The sequence below is a fragment of the Aeromonas sp. S9(2024) genome (assembly GCF_041403185.1).
GTDB lineage: Bacteria > Pseudomonadota > Gammaproteobacteria > Enterobacterales > Aeromonadaceae > Aeromonas > Aeromonas enteropelogenes.
Genome location: NZ_JBGLRE010000004.1, coordinates 284,008 through 301,581, shown reverse-complemented (window position 1 = coordinate 301,581; position 17,574 = coordinate 284,008). Strand labels below are relative to the sequence as shown.

Genomic DNA, 17,574 nt, shown 5'->3' with positions numbered 1-17,574 from the left:
CCATGGCTCGTTATCTTTGCTGGCCGATGCACAGGGAACGTCTGGAGAAGGGGTTGGCGGGATGGCACACTCCGCACTCCCGTGCCGATCTGCCCGTCGCGATGACGATTGCAGAGGAGCCTTGCCAGCTGCGTGAGCTGCGGGGCGTCGAGCCTGCCAGCATGCTGGCGGCCTACGATGCCCTTAGCGAAGAGAGCGTCTATCTGCGTTTCATGCGTCCCAAGCTGGCACCGCCACCCGATCAGGTCGCGGCGTTTCTTCATTACGATCCGGCCCGCCAGATCTCGCTGCTGCTCACAGCGCAGGATGGTCGTCCGCTGGCCCAGGCCCAATCCATCCGTCGTCACCGCCATCCGGAGCGAGCCGAGTTTTCCTGCATTGTGGCGGATCATTTCCAGCACAGGGGGGCGGGCAGGCGCATCCTGCTGGCATTGGCCCTGCTTGCCAGGTCGGAAGGGATCCGGGAGTGGGTGGCCGAGGTGCTGGCCCAGAACCGCCCCATGCTGACCCTGCTCAAGCGATTGGGGTTGCCCCTGACCCTGGTTACGGGGCGCGAGCTGGTGTTCGTCAGGCTGGATCTCAGCGTGCTGGATGAGTGGCTCCCCGTTCACGCCCTTAATACCAAGGGCGAATAGAGCCCCATTTTCCCCTGTGCTAAGGTCACAGCTATGAGCAGGGATGAAAAGGAAGATGTCATGGGACAGACGTTCAAACATATAGTGATCCTGACCGGTGCCGGGATCTCTGCCGAATCCGGGATCAAGACCTTCCGTGCCTGCGACGGTCTGTGGGAGGAGCACAGGGTGGAAGACGTGGCGACGCCGGAAGGCTATGCCCGGGATCCGGAACTGGTGCAACACTTCTACAACTCCCGCCGCAAGCAACTGCAGCAACCCCAGGTTCATCCCAATCCTGCCCATTATGCCCTGGCTAGGCTCGAGCGCCTCTTCCCGGGGTCGGTGACCCTGGTGACCCAGAATATCGACAACCTGCACGAGAGCGCGGGCAGCAAGAACCTTATCCATATGCATGGCGAGCTGCTTAAGGCGCGTTGCCCCGAATCGGGGCAGGTGATCGAGTGGCGCGGCGATCTGTCTCAGCACGAACTCTGCTCCTGCTGCCAGTTTCCCCAGCCGCTGCGCCCGCACGTAGTCTGGTTTGGCGAGATGCCGCTGGGGCTGGATCGCATCTACAGCGCCCTGGCCCAGTGTGATCTCTTCATCTCCATCGGCACGTCCGGCGCCGTCTATCCTGCTGCTGGTTTCGTGCATGAGGCGGGTTTGAACGGCGCCCATACCATAGAGCTCAACCTGGAGCCGAGCGAGGTGGGCAGTCAGTTTGACGAGAAGCGTTATGGTCCGGCATCCCTGCTGGTACCCGCCTATGTGGACGAGTTGCTCGAGGCGTGTGGCATCCATCAGCCCAGGATAGTGGATGGACACAACTGGATGGAGATGCGTGGCTCCTGACGTTTCGGAACTACTTGTAGGGGAAGGGAAAAATCCATCTTGATTACAATATCTACAGTTGCAATGGCTCATTGAAGTCGCCACACTGACAGCCAAATGATGGGATCTAGTTGGCGCAATAATCATGAATAGAATGAAGCAATGGAGTGCTTTTATCCTCCTGGCACTGGCCAGTGCCTGTGTATCGGCCGCTTCCCCCCTGATAACGCTGGTGTTGCCGGATGGCCAGCAGCGTCAGCTCAATGAAACCGACCTGGCGACGCTGCCGCAGACCGAATTTCAGACCGTGACCCCCTGGACCCGAGGCACTCATCGCTATCGCGGTCCGACCCTGACGACCGTGCTGGCTGCACAAGGAGTGCCACAAGCCCGCAAGATCGCCGTATCGGCTCTCAACGGTTATCAGCAGGAGGTGGATCTCGCCCTGTTTGACGGGGTGCCCCTGACCCTGGTCCGCCATGAGGATGACAAACCGCTGACCCGGCGCAACAAGGGGCCGCTCTGGCTGCTGATCCCCTTTTCCGACTATCCCAAGCTGGACGTGCCGGCCATCCACAACAACATGGTGTGGCAGGTGAACCGCATCGAGGTGATCCGCTGATGGGGCGTCGACGCCACAATGGATTGCTGATCGCCATTATCCTGCTGTTTCTGATCTCCTCCGGTTGCGGCCTCTATCTGCAGCACAAACAGGATCAGCTGCTCGATACCTACTACCGCAATGTCCACTGGAACATCAGCCAGGTGATGCTGGAGTCCCAGCGCTTTCTCTTCGATCTGCGCCTCTATCGGGCAGGCCGGCTGGAGATGGAGACCCTGAGCCTTCATTACGATCTGCTGTGGAACCGGCTCGATATCTTCCTTATCGGCAGCGAGACCGCCGAGGTTCGGGAGCGCTATGGATTGGGCAGGCATGTCGCCCGGCTGTTCGAGCAGCTCAAACAGCTCGAGCCCCTGATGGATGGTGGGACAGTGCCTTGGCGGGAGTTTGACATCTTGCTGGCTCAGATGGGCGAGCAGACCCGCCAGATTGAACAGATAGGCGAACACATTCTCTCCGGCCAGGAGCGGGAGGCGTCGGTCAACCAGATCCGCGATACCCTGTTCTGGCTGCAGATCTGGCAGCTCGTCCTGCTGGCGACCGGTGGCGTGCTGGTCTATGCCCTGATCCGGGCCAATTTGCAGAACCGGCGTCTCTCCTTGAGCGATCCCCTGACCCGGCTCGGCAATCGTCGGGCACTGCAGGAGGAGCTGGCGCGCGCCCTGCAAACCCCCGGCGTACTGGCGCTGGTGGTACTCGATCTCAAGCGCTTCAAGCAGGTCAACGATCTGCTCGGTTATCAGGTGGGCGATCGGCTGTTGCAAACGGTGGCCAGCAAGCTGCAGCAGGCCCATCAGGGGAATGCCTACCGGCTGGGCGGTGACGAGTTTGCGGTGATCTTGACCGCCGGCAAGCAGCCGCTGGCGGTGCAGATCCGCGATCTGATGGCGCTGCTTCACTTCGAATTCGTGACCCGGGAGAGCCGTTTCGATCTCGCCTGCAGGCTGGGTGGGTCTGAGGTGTTGCCACCGCAGGATCCCGTGCGCCTGCTCGATCAGGCCATCCTCGCCCTCAATCAGGCCAAGCGAGATGGCAGCAGCGAGCCAGTCTGGTACCAGCCCGGCATGCAGCAACAGCTGATGCTGAACCAGCAGCAGGCCCAGCGATTGCGCGACTGGCTGGCCGACGAGGCGCCTTGCCCCTTGCTGATCGACAGGCTGGCGCTGTGCAGTGAGCAGGGGGAGCGTTTGTGGCAGTGGTCCCTTCGCTGGCAGGAGAGTCTGGCTCCCTGTGAGGTGAGCTGGTTGCAGGAGGGGGGACTGCTTGGGCCCGTCATGGCCCGGTTGCTGCAAGAGGATGACACGGCGGCGAGTGAGGGCGAGTCACGGCTGGTGGCGCTGGATAATCAGGTGCAGTTGGCTCATCTGCTGGCTTATCTGCCGGATGTGCTCCCAAACCCCCTCGTGCTGCGAGTGCCCACCCTGCAAAAGGAGGCGGCGCTGCTGGCGCGGGTGCAAGCTTGCGGCTGCGTGCTGGCCCTCGCAGAACTGGGCTCCAGCACGCCCGCCACGCTGGCGGCTGGCTGGCCGGTACGCTACTGGTTGCCTGAGCCTGCAACCCACGGCGATTTGTTGCAGCCGCTGGCCAATCGACTGGGATTGCAGTGGCTGCGTCCGGTCGATACGCCCGAGGCAAACAACCCGGCAAATCCATGACAAAGGGCGACCCCGGGGTCGCCCTTGTTGTCTCTGCGAACGTGTCGGTTCAGGCCTTGGGGGGAGGGGCGCAGGAGGTTCTGATCACCAGATCCGGCTCGACCGTGATCATCCTGTTTTCCACCTGTTCTCCATTGATCCGCGCCAGCAGGCGAGTGACGGCGAGGCGTCCCAGCTCCTCCTTGGGTTGGTTGATGGTGGTGAGGGGCGGTGACATAAATTCTGCCAGCGCCACGTTGTCATAACCGACGATGGAGAGATCGCGGGGTATGTGCAGCCCAGCCTGATGGGCGGCACTGATGGCTCCCATCGCCATCATGTCGTTGCAGACAAACAGGGCAGTGGGGCGCGAAGGTTGCGCCAGCAGACGTCTCATGGCCTGATGGCCGCTGGCACAGTCAAAGTCACCCTCCTGGATCCAGGCCGGGTTGACGGTGAGCCCCGCTTCTTGCATCGCCTGCTCGAACCCCGCCTGACGCTGGTTGGCGGGGGCGCGGTTGTGGGGGCCTGTGATGCAGCCGATGGCAGTGTGGCCAAGTTCGATCAGGTGGCGGGTTGCCAGGTAACCGCCGCGATGGGAGTTGTCGGCGATAAGATCCACCTCCCGGCTATCCATGCCCCAGTCCATCACCACCACCGGCAGGCTCTTGAGCCAGTCGAGCTGGTTGAACACCTCCTGCTGCCCCTCGCTGCACATGATAAGCAGGCCATCCACCCGCTTGCGCAGCATCATCTTGAGGTAGGAGAGGGCAGTTTCGGCCTGTCCTTCTGTGTTGCCCAGCATCAGGTTGTAGCCCTGTTCGAAGCAGTAGCGTTCCACCCCGCGCACCACTTCGGCGAAGAAGGGGTTGCTGGAGGTGGTCACCAGCATGCCGATACTGTTGGTCTCTTTCACCTTGAGGCTGCGGGCCACCAGGCTCGGGGCGTAGTTGAGATCGCGCATGGCGGCAAAGACCCGCTCCCGGGTCGTATCACTCACGAAACGGGTCTCGTTGATGACGTGGGAGACGGTGGTGGTTGACACCCCCGCCAGCGCCGCCACCTCCTTGATATTGGCCATCAGTGCCCCTGCGCTGCTTGGGCCTGCAGGAAGGTGTCGACCTCCTGCTTGCCGGGAATGGAGCTCTGGGCGCCGAATTTGGTGACGGAAAGCGCCGCCGCGCCATGAGCAAAGCGTACCGCGCCGTTGAAATCGGCCCCGGCGAGCTGGGCGGCCAGCAGGGCACCGTTGAAGGTATCCCCGGCTGCCGTGGTGTCCACCGCCTCGACCCGAAAGCCCGGAATGAGTTGTTGCTGCTGGGCGTTGCTGCAATAGACCCCTTGCGAGCCTAAGGTGATCATCACCTCCGAAATACCCATCTGGTGGAAGCGATTGGCCGCCTCGCGGGCGCTCGCCTCATCGCTCACCTTGACCCCGGTCAGCAGCTCGGCTTCGGTCTGGTTGGGGGTGATGAGATCCACCAGTGCCAGCAGCTCGGCCGCGAGGGGCCGGGCGGGCGCCGGGTTGAGCACCACCCGGGTGCCATGGGCGCGGGCCAGGCGGGCGGCTTCAAATACGCTCTCGAGCGGCACTTCCAGTTGCAACAGCAGGGTGTGGGCATCGGCGATCATGGTTTCATGGCGTTTTACCACAGCCGGGGAGAGGGCTCCGTTGGCCTCGGCGGAGATGCCGATGCTGTTCTCCCCCTCATCACTCACATAGATGATGGCGATGCCGGTGGGGAGCTTGTCGTCGAGCTCCACCGCGCTGACGTCAATTCCGTCCTGCGCAAAGCCCTGACGCATCTGCCGACCGATGGCATCGTCGCCGATACGGGCGATAAAGGAGACGCTGGCGCCGAGGCGGGCGGCGGCGACCGCCTGGTTGGCTCCCTTGCCACCCGGCACCACCTGGTAGCTGTGGCCGGTCAGGGTTTCTCCGGGGCGGGGAAAGTGGGGAACGCGCAGTACATGATCTGCATTGACACTGCCCAGAACGACGAGACGATTCATGTTGACTACTCCTGATGCATCTTGGCCTGGGGATCAGGTGGGCGTGAGCCCAGGCCGAGAGACACCGAGGGAAGGGGGAGGCGATCCTCCCCCCATCCGTTTACTTGACGCGCTTACTTGGTGACCACCTGCAGTGGTACCGGGATGGATTTCTCCACCGGCTGGCCCTTGAGCACCTTGTCGGCGGTTTCCACGCCGATGGCACCGATGAGCGCCGGTTGCTGGGCTACGGTAGCGGCCAGTTTACCCTTGGCCACGGCAGCCTTGCCATCGTCGGTGCCGTCGAAGCCGACGATCATCACCTCTTTGCCGGCGGCCTGCACGGCGCGGATGGCACCCAGCGCCATCTCGTCATTCTGGGCAAACACCGCCTGTACGCCCGGGTGGGCGGCCAGCAGGTTTTCCATGACGTTCAGACCCTTGGTGCGATCAAAATCGGCGGGTTGGGAGGCGAGCACCTCCAGCTTGTTGGCGGCCACGGCCAGGGCGAAGCCTTCGCCGCGGTCACGGGCGGCGGAGGTACCGGCGATCCCTTCCAGTTGAATAACCTTGGCACCCGGGCCCAGTTTCTCGGTGATGAAATCACCGGCCAGCTTGCCACCGGCCACGTTGTCGGAGGCGATGTGGGCCTTGACCTCACCCTGCGCGGCGCCGCGGTCGAGGGTCAACACCGGGATGTTGGCCCGGTTGGCCAGACGGATGGCGTTGCCCACGGCCTCGGAATCGGTCGGGTTGATCAGGATGGCATTGACCTTGCGCACGGTGAGATCTTCCATGTTGGAGAGCTCTTTGGCCGGGTCATTCTGGGAATCCAGCACCACCAGCTCGTAGCCAAGCTCCTTGGCTTTGGCCTCGGCGCCCTCCTTCATGGTGACGAAGAAGGGGTTGTTGAGGGTGGAGACCACCATGGCCAGGGTGTTGTCGGCGGCGTGGGCGGTGCCCAGCACGGACATGATGGCGGCAGCGAGCAGGGTATTGAGCTTTTTCATCATTTCATTCCTTGTGTGTGGCGTGGCTAGTGTTATCAACGGTTGCTTTTGTTATCGATCATCACGGCAAGCAAGATCACGCTGGCCTTGGCGATCATCTGGTAATAGGAGCTGACATCGAGCAAGTTGAGAGCGTTGTTGAGGAAACCGATGATGAGGGCACCGATCAGCGTTCCCATGATGCGCCCCTTGCCCCCCATCAGGCTGGTACCACCCAGCACCACGGCGGCGATGGCATCCAGCTCGTAACCCATGCCGGCGGTCGGTTGGGCCGAAGAGAGACGGGAGGTGACGATAAGGCCGGCCAGGGCTGCCAGGGCGCCGCACAGACCATATACCGCGAGCTTCACCCGATCCACATTGATGCCGGAGAGGCGGGTGGCGGACTCGTTGCCGCCCAGGGCATAGATGTAGCGACCCAGGCGTGTGTGGTTGAGCATGAACCAGGCCAGCAGAAAGACGATGGCCATCAACCAGATGGGCACCGGCAGGCCGAACAGGTAGCCGGTACCGAGCCAGGCGAAGTGATCGGCGCCGTCGCTAAAGCCGGTGGAGATGGGGCGACCCTCGGTGTAGACCATGGTCACGCCGCGCAGGGCGGTCATGGTGACCAGGGTGGCGATGAAGGCCTGCACCTTGCCCTTGGCGATGATGAGACCGCTGATCCCGCCGAGCAGGGTGCCGGCGATCAGGGTGAAGGGGATCACCATCCAGATTGGCAGATCCATGGCCACCATGCTGGCCGCCAGGGCGCCGCACAGGGCCAGCACCGAGCCGACCGACAGATCAATACCCCCGGTCAGGATAACCAGCGTCATGCCGACCGCGATGATGGCGTTGACCGAGGTCTGGCGCAGGATGTTGAGCAAGTTGTCGGCGGTGAAGAAGTTGGGGCTCAGGAAGGAGACCACGCCGATCAGCACCAGCAGGGCGACCAGGGATTTGTTCTCGATCCACCATGCCTTGCTCATGACGCCGCGGCGGGGAAGGGTTTGAGTTGTCATTATTGTGCTGCCTCTTGCTCTGCTTGCCACTGTTTACCGACTGCCGCCGCCATCAATTTCTCCTGATTGGCGCCCTCGGTGTTGAACTCTGCGCTGATGCGCCCTTCGTGCATCACCATGATGCGATCGCTCATGCCGAGCACTTCCGGCATCTCGGAAGAGACCAGAATGATGCTCATCCCCTCCTTCTTGAACTGGTTGATAAGCTGATAAATCTCTTTCTTGGCCCCCACATCGACGCCGCGGGTCGGCTCGTCCAGGATCAGCACCTTGGGCCGGGTCAGCAGCCCCTTGGCGATGGCCACCTTCTGCTGGTTGCCGCCGGAGAGCAGCTTGATGAGCTGTTCACTGCTGGGGGTCTTGATGTTGAACAGGCGCACATAGTCGCTCACCGCCTGACGCTCGGCCTGGCCGTCGATGCGCCCGCGCTTGTTGAACTCGTCGAGGGCGCACAGGCTCATGTTCTCGCGCACCGACAGTTCCAGCACCAGGCCGTCACCCTTGCGATCCTCGGAGATGTAGGCGATGCCGGCCTTGAGGCCATCGGCAGGGCTCTTGGGGCGCAGCGGGTTGCCATCGATGCGGATCTCGCCATTGTGGATGGGGCTGGCGCCATAGATGAGCTTCATCAGCTCGGTGCGGCCGGAACCCATTAGGCCGCTAAAGCCCAGGATCTCCCCCTGGCGCAGGGAGAAACTCACCCCGCGCACGCCGGGGCCGGCAAGATCCTTCACTTGCAGGCTGACCGGGCCGAGCTCGCGCACCAGACGCGGGTACTGCTCCTCCAGTCGGCGGCCCACCATCATCTCGATGATCTTGTCTTCATCGAGCTCGCTTACTGCCTTCTCGCCGATCCATTTGCCATCGCGCAGCACTGTGACCCGATCGCAAATTTCGAAGATCTCTTTGAGGCGGTGGGAGATGTAGACGATGCCGCAGCCCTGCTCACGCAGCTCGCGGATCACCTTGAACAACTGCTCGGTTTCGGTGTCGGTCAGGGCATCGGTGGGCTCGTCCATGATGATGACGCTGGCATCAAACGACAGCGCCTTGGCGATCTCAACCATCTGCTGTTCACCGATGGAGAGACTCCCGAGTCGGGTATCCGGGCCGTGCTTGACCCCGAGACGAGCAAGCAGGCTGGCGGCACGTTCGCGCAGCTGCTTGTGGTCGATATTGCCAAAGCGGGTGCGCGGTTCGCGGCCAAGGAAGATGTTGGCGGCAATGGAGAGCTCCGGCAGCAGGTTCAGCTCCTGGTGGATGATGCTGATCCCCTGATCCTGGGAGTCGCGGGGCCCTTTGAAGTGAACCGGCTGGCCGCGATAACTGATGCTGCCACTGTCGGCCTGATAGATGCCGGTCAGCACCTTCATCAGGGTGGACTTGCCGGCGCCGTTTTCGCCGAGCAGGGCCATTACCTGACCCGGGTAGACCTTGAGGCCTGCCTCATCGAGCGCCCGCACGCCGGGGAAGGTCTTGACGATCCCGCTGAGCGACAGAATGGGCGAGGGGGTTGTACTCATGGCTGATTCCTTGAAAGGGCTTAAAACGCCACACCGGCGCAGAGGATCAGGTTGGCGTAGGGGGTCACCTCGCCACTGCGCACGATGGCCTTGCTCTGGCGAGTGCGAGCCTTGAACGCTTCGTGCAGGCAGTATTCGATGGTGATGGGCTTGCCCTGGCTGATGGCGTGGGCCTCGATCTGCTCAAGCAGGGCCTGGTGAGCATCGGGGCTAACCTGCTTGATCTCGCTCGCCATGATCACCTTCTCCACCACCAGATCGGTGAGCAGGGCGCCCAGCACTGTCTCGAGGCTGGGGGTGCCCGCCATCAGCGCCAGATCGATGCGCTCGGGGCCTGCCGGGATGGGCAGGCCCGCATCGCACACGGTGATCTCGTCGGTGTGCCCCATCTGTGCCACCAGGGCACTCAGGGGGGCATTGAGCAGTACGCCTCGTTTCATACAGCACCTCGTCAGGTCTTGGCCTGTCCATCTGTTTTTGTCTGAAGCAACCGGTTACGCAACCGGTTGCGTGGTGGCGCAAAGATAGGCCTTTCGAGTGCCAAGAGCCATCCCGATGGGGCAAAAATGTGAAAACGATCTCAAAGGTGCCAACAGAAAAGGCGGCAAGGGTGCCAGCAGAGGCCAAGCTTCCTGATGGATGCAACTCCGTTGGCGAGGGGCTGGATAACTGGCGTGCAGGTTAACCAGCCTTGATGGTTATGGAACTGACAGTGCCAAACCGCCTTGCAAGCCAGGCGAGTCAGACCTCGTGTTGTGTCGCCAAGGTTTCCCGCTCACTTTCTTGCAAATGGATGAGGCGATGGAAAGGGCGGCAGTGCAGATGCAGGGAGGATCAGGGCGCCTGCGTCGTTCGGCAAGGACTGAAAATATCGAGACGCTTGTCATAGACGGTCGTCTTGACGTCCCAGATCCCCAGCATGGACGAGAACAGATTGTCATGGGAGTAGGGGGTGGCGTTGGCATTTTTCTGCAGGCAGCGGATGTTCAGCTTCTTCTCCTTGATGAAGCCCGGCGACATCCAGATCTGCATCGGTATGCGAGTCTGTTCATCGGGAGCGATCCGGTACGGGGCCGAGTGCAGATAGAGCCCCATTTCACCGAGGGATTGGCCGTGATCCGAGAGGTAGATCAGCGCCGTGTTGTACTTCTCTTCATACTGCTTGAGTCTGGCAATCAGCCGGGCAACCACCAGGTCGGCATAGCGGATGGTGTTGTCATAGGTATTGACCAGCTGTTCGGTCGTGCAGTTCTCGATGTCGCTGCGCGGACAGTCCGGCACAAACTTGCGCTGCTCACTGGGGTAGCGCTTGTAGTAGGTGGGGCCATGACTGCCAAGCAGGTGAAAGGCGAGCATCTTGTCCCCCTTCATCTTGGCCACCTCATCATCCAGCCCCTGCAACAGTACCTCGTCGTAACAGGTGCCGCCCTTGCACAGAGTGGGATTGGTCGTGGGCTGGATCTGGATATTCGGGACCCGATCACAGACCCCTTTGCAGTTGCTGTTGTTGTCCTTCCAGTAGATGGAGATGCCTGCCTTTTGCAATACGTCCAGTAGTCCCTCGCTGTTTCGGGCCAGATTGCCGTCAAACTCCTCGCGCCCCATGTTGGAGAACATGCAGGGGACCGACACGGCAGTGGCTGTGCCACAAGAGCGCATCTGCCTGAAAGAGATGACGCCACCTGCCTTGCTGGTAAAGGGATTGGTCTCCCTTGCATAGCCATTCATCGAGTAGTTTTTGCTGCGGGCGGCTTCCCCCAATACCAGAAACATCAGGGTAGGTTTGGCCGAGCTGGCCGTCCGTTTGGCATCATCTCCCAGGGTCGTGAAGGGGATGGGCTCGACCAGAAAGCGCTTGTAGATAAATTTGGTGGTGCTGTTGACGACGTTGGCCGGCACGATTTCACGCTTGAGGCTCGAATTGTTGCGACCCACCGAGACGTAATCCTGATAATAGAGTGCGGCAATAGCTGTCACTATGGCCAAGGAGACCAGCATGGAGAGGGCACGAGCGAGGAGGCCTTTGTACCAGCGGTTGGCATAGTTGATCTTGATGAAAAACAGGCCGATCGCGGGGAGGATGCCGGTCACCGTCACCCAGGCGACGATGGGCGTACTGACATAGGCCAGGGCTTCGCTCTGGTTGGTCTCGAAGACGTTCTGGATCATGGTCTGATCAAACTGGACGCCATATTTGAGCATGGTGTAACTGGCAATGGCGCTGATGACGAAGAGGAGCGCGAAGAAAGGCTTGAGCAGATAGCGGATGGAGAATGGCACAAACACGAAGTTGAGCGCTGTGACCAGCAGGATGGGGAGCGAGATGACAAAGCCCGTCTTGACGCGCTCCAGCTGGGAAAGAATGTCATACAAGTGCAGCCAGATGGGCCAGTTGAACAGGCATGCAAACACGACCGCCAGCAGGGCAATGAAGGGGACAACTCTTGTTTCCATCACAAAGGGCATACAGGCATCCTGATCGCAGATGGTGAAAATGGAATTCACGACAACGGCAGCGGATCACTTGGCATGGTCGCCAATTTTCAGTGAATGACGCTGTGGATTACCGATATACGAAGTGGTTTATGAATGTGGCGTTAACGCTGGCATTGCTTGCCTGTGGCGCACGGCATGGCAGATTTGGTGGGAAAACAGCATAAAAACCCCCGGCGTGGCCGGGGGCAATGGACTTAATTGGCGTTGGCCACCATGGCCTTGAGCTGCAGGAAATACTGCTCGTAGAGCTGGGAGGCGTCCCCCACATCGGACTGGAACACCCCTTTTTGCTTGGTCTCGTCGCTTGGGAAGACCATGGCATTGTTACGAAACTCGGGAGAGAGCAGGGGGATGGCATCCTTGACCGGGGTCGGGTAGCCGATGGTTTCGGCCACCTTGGCCGCCACGTCCGGGCGCATCAGGAAGTTGATGAGGGCATGGGCCTCTTTCACGTGTTTGGCCTTGGCGGGAATGGCCAGGTTGTCCATCCACAGCACGGCGCCCTCTTCCGGATAGGTCATCTTGATGGCCGGGTATTCGCGCTGGGCGCCGTAGGCGGAGCCGTTCCACAGCATGCCGATGTTCACTTCACCGGCGATGAAGGGGTCGGCCGGGTTGTCGGAGTTGAACGCCTTGACGTTGGGCATCAGCTTTTTCAGGTACTCGAACGCCTCAGTGATCTGGGCCTTGTCCTGGGTGTTGGGGCTGTAACCCAGCTGAACCAGGGCGATATGGAACACCTCGCGGGCGTCATCCATCAGCAGCAGGCTCTCTTTCCACTCCGGTGCCCACAGCTGCTTCCAGCTGGTGATGACGGGTTCGCTAATCATCTCGCTGTTGACGCCGATGCCGGTGGCGCCCCAGATATAGGGGACAGAGTAGCGGTTATCCGGGTCGTACTCGTGGTTGAGCAGGGTGGGGTCCAGGTGCTTGAAGTTGGGCAACTGGGCACGGTCGAGGGGTTGCAGCATCCCCTCCTTGGCCATCTTGGAGATGAAATAGGTGCTTGGCACCACCACATCGTAGCCGTCGCCATGGGTCTTCAGCTTGGCGTAGAGGGTTTCGTTGGATTCATAGGTGGAGTAGATCACCTTGATGCCGGTCTCTTGCTGGAACTGCTCCAGCAGACCGTCCGGTACGTATTCCGACCAGTTGTAGAAGTAGACCACCTTGTCTTCGCTGGCCTGTACCGGCGTGCTCAGCAGCGGGGCGGAGAGGGTGAGGGCGGCGGCCATCATGGCGCCCGCCTTGTACTTGATTGTCATCAGAAACTCCTTGAGGTAATGGGGCCTTGCGGCCCACCGTGACAGAGTTCGCCTGCGCCAGCGGTGTTGCTGCGTGACGCCGTCATGTGGCGAAAAGGGGCTGCGCCGGGGCGCAGCAAACAAGCCGAGCAAACGGGCAGGCTATGCCTGCCGCTTGCGCAGTAACAACTGGGCGACCAGCACCATCCCCAGTGAGGCGATGAGCATCAGGGTGGCCAGGGCGTTGACCTCGGGGGAGACCCCCACCTTGACCATGGAGTAGATCTTGAGGGGCAGGATCTCGTAGGCCGGACCGGTGACAAAGGAGCTCACCACCACATCGTCCAGGGACAGGGTGAAGGAGAGTAGCCAGCCCGCCATCACCGCCGGCAGGGCCAGCGGCAATATGATCCGGCGAAAGATGATCCCCTCGCCAGCCCCCAGATCCCGGGCCGCCTCCAGCATCCGCACATCGAAGCCGCACAGCCGCGAGTAGACGGTGATGACCACGAAGGGCAGGCAGAAGGTGATGTGAGCGATGAGCAGGGACCAGAAACCCAGGGCAACGCCGGTAGCCACGAACAGGGTGAGCAGCGAGATGGCCATCACGATGTCCGGGGACATCATCACCACGAACAGCATGCCGCTGACATACTGCTTGCCGCGGAAGCGATAGCGAAACAGCGCCACTGCGGTGAGGGTGCCGATCAGGGTGGCCGACGTGGCGCTAAGGGCGGCGATGGTCAGGGAGTGCTGGGCCGCCTGCATCAGGCTGGCGCTGGCGAAGAGCTTCTCGTACCAGCTCCAGGTAAAGCCGCGCCAGTCGATGCCGTACTTGGAGAGGTTGAAGGAGTTGGCGATCAGCACCCCTATGGGGACATAGAGGTAGGTGAACACCAGCAGCAGAAATCCCGCTTTCAGTGCGCGCATCATGCCAGTTCCCCCTTCTTGCTCAGCAGTTTGCCCGCTCGCCAGTAGCAGTAGACCAACAGGGCCATCAGCACCGTCAGCATCACGCTGATGGCAGCGCCGAAGGGCCAGTCACGGCTGTTGAGGAACTGGGTCTTGATGAGGTTGCCGATCAGCAGGTGCTTGGCGCCGCCCAAGAGATCGGAGACATAGAACATCCCCATGGCGGGCAGAAATACCAGCAGGCAGCCTGCGATGATACCGGGCAGGGTGAGCGGCAGCACGATACGGTGCAGCCGCTGCCAGCCGTTTGCTCCCAGATCCCGCGCGGCTTCAAGCAGCCGGCCATCGAGCTTCTCGATGCTCGAATAGAGGGGCAGCACCATGAAGGGGAGCAGCACGTAAACCAGGCCGATGATGACGGCCACCTCGGTGTACATCATCTGCAGTGGCCGCTCGATGAGCCCCAGATCCAGCAACCAGCCGTTGATGAGGCCACGGGTGCTGAGCAGCACCTTGAGGGCATAGGTGCGGATGAGGGAGTTGGTCCAGAAGGGGACCACCACCAGAAACAGCAGCAGGGGGCGAATGCGGCTCGGCAGATGGGCCAGCAGCCAGGCAAAGGGGTAACCCACCAGCAGACAGATGGCGGTGGCCACCAGCGCCAGCCACAGGGAGTGGAGCAGCACCTCAAAATAAAGGGGCTCCAGCAGTCGGCCATAGTTGCCCCAGGTGAAGATCGGGCTGATGAGGGCCGACTCGTCCCGGGTCAGGAAGCTGACCCCGAGGATCATCAGGTTCGGAAAGAAGACGAACAGAGTCAGCCAGCCGAGGATCAGCGCGATGGCCCCGTTGCGAAAACCGTTGTGGGCAAAGCTCAGGGGAGCTCGGCCGCGGCGTGAATTAGTGAGGTTCATAGGGCAGCACTACCTCCCAGCTGTCGACCCAGTGGATGGCCACCTCCTGGCCCAGCCGGTAGTCGAAATCCGGGTCATCCTCGTCGAAGAACTCCGAGATCAGCAGTTGCTTGCCGCTCTCGAGCTCGATCACCGAGTCCAGGGTTGCGCCCTTGTAGTTGCGCTCGCAGATCTTGCCCGCCAGTGCGCCAGCCTGATCGTCCCCGTTGTCGAGAATGCGCAGATCTTCGGGGCGCAGCAGCACCAATACCTTGTCGGCGGGCTTGAAGGGCAGGGCGGTGTGGAGCAGGCACTCGCGTCCTTCCACCTCGGCGCGCCAGACGCCGGGTTCGCTCTGACTGATCAGGGTGCCATCCATCACGTTGATCTCGCCGATGAAGCGGGCAACGAACAGGTTGGCCGGAGATTCGTAGATGTCGCGCGGGGTGCCGCGCTGGATGATGTTGCCCCCCTCCATCACCAGGATGCGGTCGGACATGGTAAGCGCCTCTTCCTGATCATGGGTGACGAAGACGAAGGTGATGCCGAGGCGGCGCTGCAGTGCCTTCAGTTCGGTCTGCATCTGCTTGCGCAACTTGTAGTCCAGCGCCGAGAGAGATTCATCGAGCAGCAGCAGGCGTGGCTTGTTGACCACGGCGCGGGCGATGGCAACCCGTTGTTGCTGACCGCCGGAGAGCTGATCTGGGCGGCGGTTGGCCAGATCGGAGAGCTGCACCATGGCCAGGGTCTCCTCGACCCGCTGGCGGATTTCGCTTGCCGGCACCTTCTGCATCTCGAGGCCAAAGGCGACGTTTTCGAACACCGTCATATGGGGAAAGAGCGCATAGCTCTGAAACACGGTATTGATGTGTCTGTGTTCGGCGGGAATGTGGGTGATCTCGTCCCCGGCCAAGTGGATGGTGCCACCGTCTACCGATTCGAGCCCGGCCAGCAGGCGCAGCAAGGTAGTCTTGCCACAGCCGGAGGGACCCAGCAGCGTGAGGAATTCCCCGTCATAAATATCAAGGTCAAGGTCATTGAGAATCGCCTTGCCATCGTAGTGTTTGCTGATCTTGTTCAGCGCGACAATTACCTGTTGGTTTTTCATCATCCGCCAGTCTCACCCCAGCCAGTGGCCATCGTGTTGAAAGAAGGGTCGCATTCTATTGCAGCCGACACATGAAATTAAAGGCTTTTTAGCCCGAACAGGACAGGAAAAACGGCTACGAATACCAGATCAAACCGCTATAATGTGCCACCTGATTCGTTCGTTTTCGATGTTGGATAGTCAATTGAGTAACAAAATGCGTATTGGTGGCTCCTTGGAGCAGTCCCTGAGCCAGGGTTATCGCCTCGATCTGAAAGGGGTGATCCAGGAGGGGTGGCAACAGACCCGCCGCACCGGATTTGGTCTGCTGCTGGCCATCGTCGGGGTGACGGCAATCTGGATCCTGCTCAGCAACATGTTGCTGGTGCCCTATATCGGTGACGATGCGCAGATGAACGTGGCCATGGTGCTGAGCCTGCTCATTACCGTCATCATGGCACCCATGACCAGCGCGCTGGACATGCTGGGGCTGCAGCAGTCGGTGGGGGTCCGTGCCAGGGCCAACCAGGTGTTCGACTTTTTTCGTCACTTCGTGCGCCTCGGCATGCTGAGCCTGCTCGGCAGCGTGCTCACCAGCCTGTTTGGCCCGCTGTTCGAGTTGGTCGGCTTGCCTGTGGTGTTCTCTTTTGTACCTTCTGCTCTCATCGGCATGGGCCTTATCTTCACCGTGCCCCTGGTGCTGGAGCGCGGATTGACGCCAGTGCAGGCCATTGTGGTTTCCCTGCGGCTATTTGTGCGAGGCTGGCCCAGCCTGGTGCTGTTTCATGGCGTCATGGCGGCGCTGCTGTTTCTCGCCCTGCTCCCCATGGGGCTGGGACTTATCTGGGTGGCCCCTCTCTACTTCAACTGCAAGGGGATCCTCTATCGGGATCTGTGTGGCGTGGCAGTAGAGGTCAATGAAGTGACCGAACGGGAAGGGCCCGATCATTTCAACGCATGATGCATAAGGATATTAAATGACCTGTCGCAATGGAGTGACCTCGGCGTTGCGCCGCGCCCTGCTGGCAAGCCTCTTGCTGCCGGGACTGGCGGTGGCCGCCCCTACGCTGGATCTGCAATACAGCACCTTCTACAGCCAGATGAAGAGTGTGGCCAAGGGGGATTTCGGTCATGCCAGGCTGGGATTTTATCTGACCGATCCGCAAAATGGCCGGCGCTGTACTCTGATCTCCGCCCGGGTGTCGACGCCGGACAGGGACGTAGCCGCCGAGGTGACGGTGGACAGCGAACTGCGCCTGCCTTTTGACGGGGATCTCAATCTCGACAAGGCCACCGTGGTGGTGGAACTGCAAGAGCCCCATGCCAGCTGTGACATGGCGGTGCAGGTGATGGCCGATGCGCCGGCAGGCAGCCAGTTTCCGGTAGCAGAGATTGCCACTCGCCAGCAGCAGATGCAGCAGTTGCTCGACAAGATGGCGGGCATGGTGGGCAAGTATTTCCTGCCGTCCATGGAGGGGGTACACATCGCGTTGGTCGAACCGAGCGGAACCGCCTATCTCGTTGAGGGTGCCCGGCAGGAGGCGTTGCCCTGGCAAGATGGCCAGCTGCAGTTGAACAAGGCTCAGCTCACCGATTTTGCGGGCGGTACCTTGCGCCTGCAGGGGGAGGTACTGCGACTGACCCCCTGGCTGCGCAAGGAGTAACGGGGTAGAGCCAGCCACACGGATAGAAAAAAGGAGCGACGGGCC

Annotated in this window: 17 protein-coding genes; 6 read left to right on the top strand and 11 right to left on the bottom strand. The window is 61.1% G+C overall.

The window, feature by feature from the left end; genetic code table 11:
- Positions 1 to 2 precede the first annotated feature (2 nt).
- From ACB028_RS09695 to ACB028_RS09680, 4 genes are all read left to right on the top strand, one after another.
- Positions 3 to 635 (top strand): GNAT family N-acetyltransferase, encoded by a 633-nt coding sequence (locus ACB028_RS09695; protein ID WP_342009893.1) that lies wholly within the window; start codon positions 3 to 5, stop codon positions 633 to 635.
- 60 nt (positions 636 to 695) lie between these two features.
- Positions 696 to 1,469 (top strand): Sir2 family NAD+-dependent deacetylase, encoded by a 774-nt coding sequence (cobB, locus tag ACB028_RS09690; RefSeq protein WP_061477530.1) that lies wholly within the window; start codon positions 696 to 698, stop codon positions 1,467 to 1,469.
- Positions 1,470 to 1,593: 124 nt separating this feature from the next.
- Positions 1,594 to 2,070, top strand: a complete 477-nt coding sequence (locus ACB028_RS09685) for a hypothetical protein (protein ID WP_371144157.1) — start codon at positions 1,594 to 1,596, stop codon at positions 2,068 to 2,070.
- Entirely contained in the window at positions 2,070 to 3,725 is a 1,656-nt protein-coding gene (locus ACB028_RS09680; protein ID WP_371144156.1) for a GGDEF domain-containing protein, read from the top strand. Before ACB028_RS09685 ends, ACB028_RS09680 begins: the two co-directional genes overlap by 1 nt.
- A gap of 49 nt (positions 3,726 to 3,774) precedes the next feature.
- On the opposite strand, the gene ACB028_RS09675 is transcribed toward ACB028_RS09680, so the two are convergent.
- The 11 genes from ACB028_RS09675 to potA all read right to left on the bottom strand — a co-directional run bounded on the left by ACB028_RS09675 (position 3,775) and on the right by potA (position 15,889).
- Complete coding sequence (locus ACB028_RS09675; protein ID WP_201977727.1) at positions 3,775 to 4,785, bottom strand: substrate-binding domain-containing protein; 1,011 nt, start codon at positions 4,783 to 4,785, stop codon at positions 3,775 to 3,777.
- Positions 4,785 to 5,717, bottom strand: a complete 933-nt coding sequence (rbsK, locus tag ACB028_RS09670) for a ribokinase (protein WP_201977725.1) — start codon at positions 5,715 to 5,717, stop codon at positions 4,785 to 4,787. The genes ACB028_RS09675 and rbsK overlap by 1 nt, the downstream gene beginning before the upstream one ends.
- Before the next feature lie 113 nt (positions 5,718 to 5,830).
- Entirely contained in the window at positions 5,831 to 6,706 is an 876-nt protein-coding gene (gene rbsB / locus ACB028_RS09665) for a ribose ABC transporter substrate-binding protein RbsB (protein WP_026458219.1), read from the bottom strand.
- Between the two features lie 35 nt (positions 6,707 to 6,741).
- The gene (gene rbsC / locus ACB028_RS09660) at positions 6,742 to 7,710 is read right to left on the bottom strand and encodes a ribose ABC transporter permease (protein ID WP_042026171.1); all 969 of its coding nucleotides are present in this window, start codon (positions 7,708 to 7,710) and stop codon (positions 6,742 to 6,744) included.
- Positions 7,710 to 9,233 (bottom strand): ribose ABC transporter ATP-binding protein RbsA, encoded by a 1,524-nt coding sequence (rbsA, locus tag ACB028_RS09655; protein WP_371144155.1) that lies wholly within the window; start codon positions 9,231 to 9,233, stop codon positions 7,710 to 7,712. Before rbsA ends, rbsC begins: the two co-directional genes overlap by 1 nt.
- Before the next feature lie 20 nt (positions 9,234 to 9,253).
- On the bottom strand, positions 9,254 to 9,673 hold the full coding sequence (gene rbsD / locus ACB028_RS09650; RefSeq protein WP_201977714.1) for a D-ribose pyranase: 420 nt from the start codon (positions 9,671 to 9,673) through the stop codon (positions 9,254 to 9,256).
- A 394-nt stretch (positions 9,674 to 10,067) separates the two neighbouring features.
- Positions 10,068 to 11,699: a phosphoethanolamine transferase gene (locus ACB028_RS09645; RefSeq protein ID WP_371144154.1), complete on the bottom strand. Its 1,632-nt coding sequence runs from the start codon at positions 11,697 to 11,699 to the stop codon at positions 10,068 to 10,070.
- A gap of 224 nt (positions 11,700 to 11,923) precedes the next feature.
- A complete protein-coding gene (locus ACB028_RS09640) occupies positions 11,924 to 12,994 on the bottom strand; it encodes an extracellular solute-binding protein (protein WP_371144153.1) in 1,071 nt (356 codons plus the stop codon).
- Positions 12,995 to 13,135: 141 nt separating this feature from the next.
- On the bottom strand, positions 13,136 to 13,906 hold the full coding sequence (gene potC, locus ACB028_RS09635) for a spermidine/putrescine ABC transporter permease PotC (protein ID WP_061477533.1): 771 nt from the start codon (positions 13,904 to 13,906) through the stop codon (positions 13,136 to 13,138).
- The gene (gene potB / locus ACB028_RS09630; protein WP_042026180.1) at positions 13,903 to 14,799 is read right to left on the bottom strand and encodes a spermidine/putrescine ABC transporter permease PotB; all 897 of its coding nucleotides are present in this window, start codon (positions 14,797 to 14,799) and stop codon (positions 13,903 to 13,905) included. The genes potC and potB overlap by 4 nt, the downstream gene beginning before the upstream one ends.
- Positions 14,786 to 15,889 (bottom strand): spermidine/putrescine ABC transporter ATP-binding protein PotA, encoded by a 1,104-nt coding sequence (potA, locus tag ACB028_RS09625; protein ID WP_371144152.1) that lies wholly within the window; start codon positions 15,887 to 15,889, stop codon positions 14,786 to 14,788. The genes potB and potA overlap by 14 nt, the downstream gene beginning before the upstream one ends.
- A gap of 193 nt (positions 15,890 to 16,082) precedes the next feature.
- On the opposite strand from potA, the gene ACB028_RS09620 reads away from it, so the two are divergent.
- Both ACB028_RS09620 and ACB028_RS09615 read left to right on the top strand, forming a co-directional pair.
- A complete protein-coding gene (locus ACB028_RS09620) occupies positions 16,083 to 16,826 on the top strand; it encodes a hypothetical protein (RefSeq protein WP_371144151.1) in 744 nt (247 codons plus the stop codon).
- A 16-nt stretch (positions 16,827 to 16,842) separates the two neighbouring features.
- Positions 16,843 to 17,529, top strand: a complete 687-nt coding sequence (locus ACB028_RS09615; RefSeq protein ID WP_371144150.1) for a DUF2987 domain-containing protein — start codon at positions 16,843 to 16,845, stop codon at positions 17,527 to 17,529.
- The last annotated feature ends 45 nt before the right edge of the window (positions 17,530 to 17,574 follow it).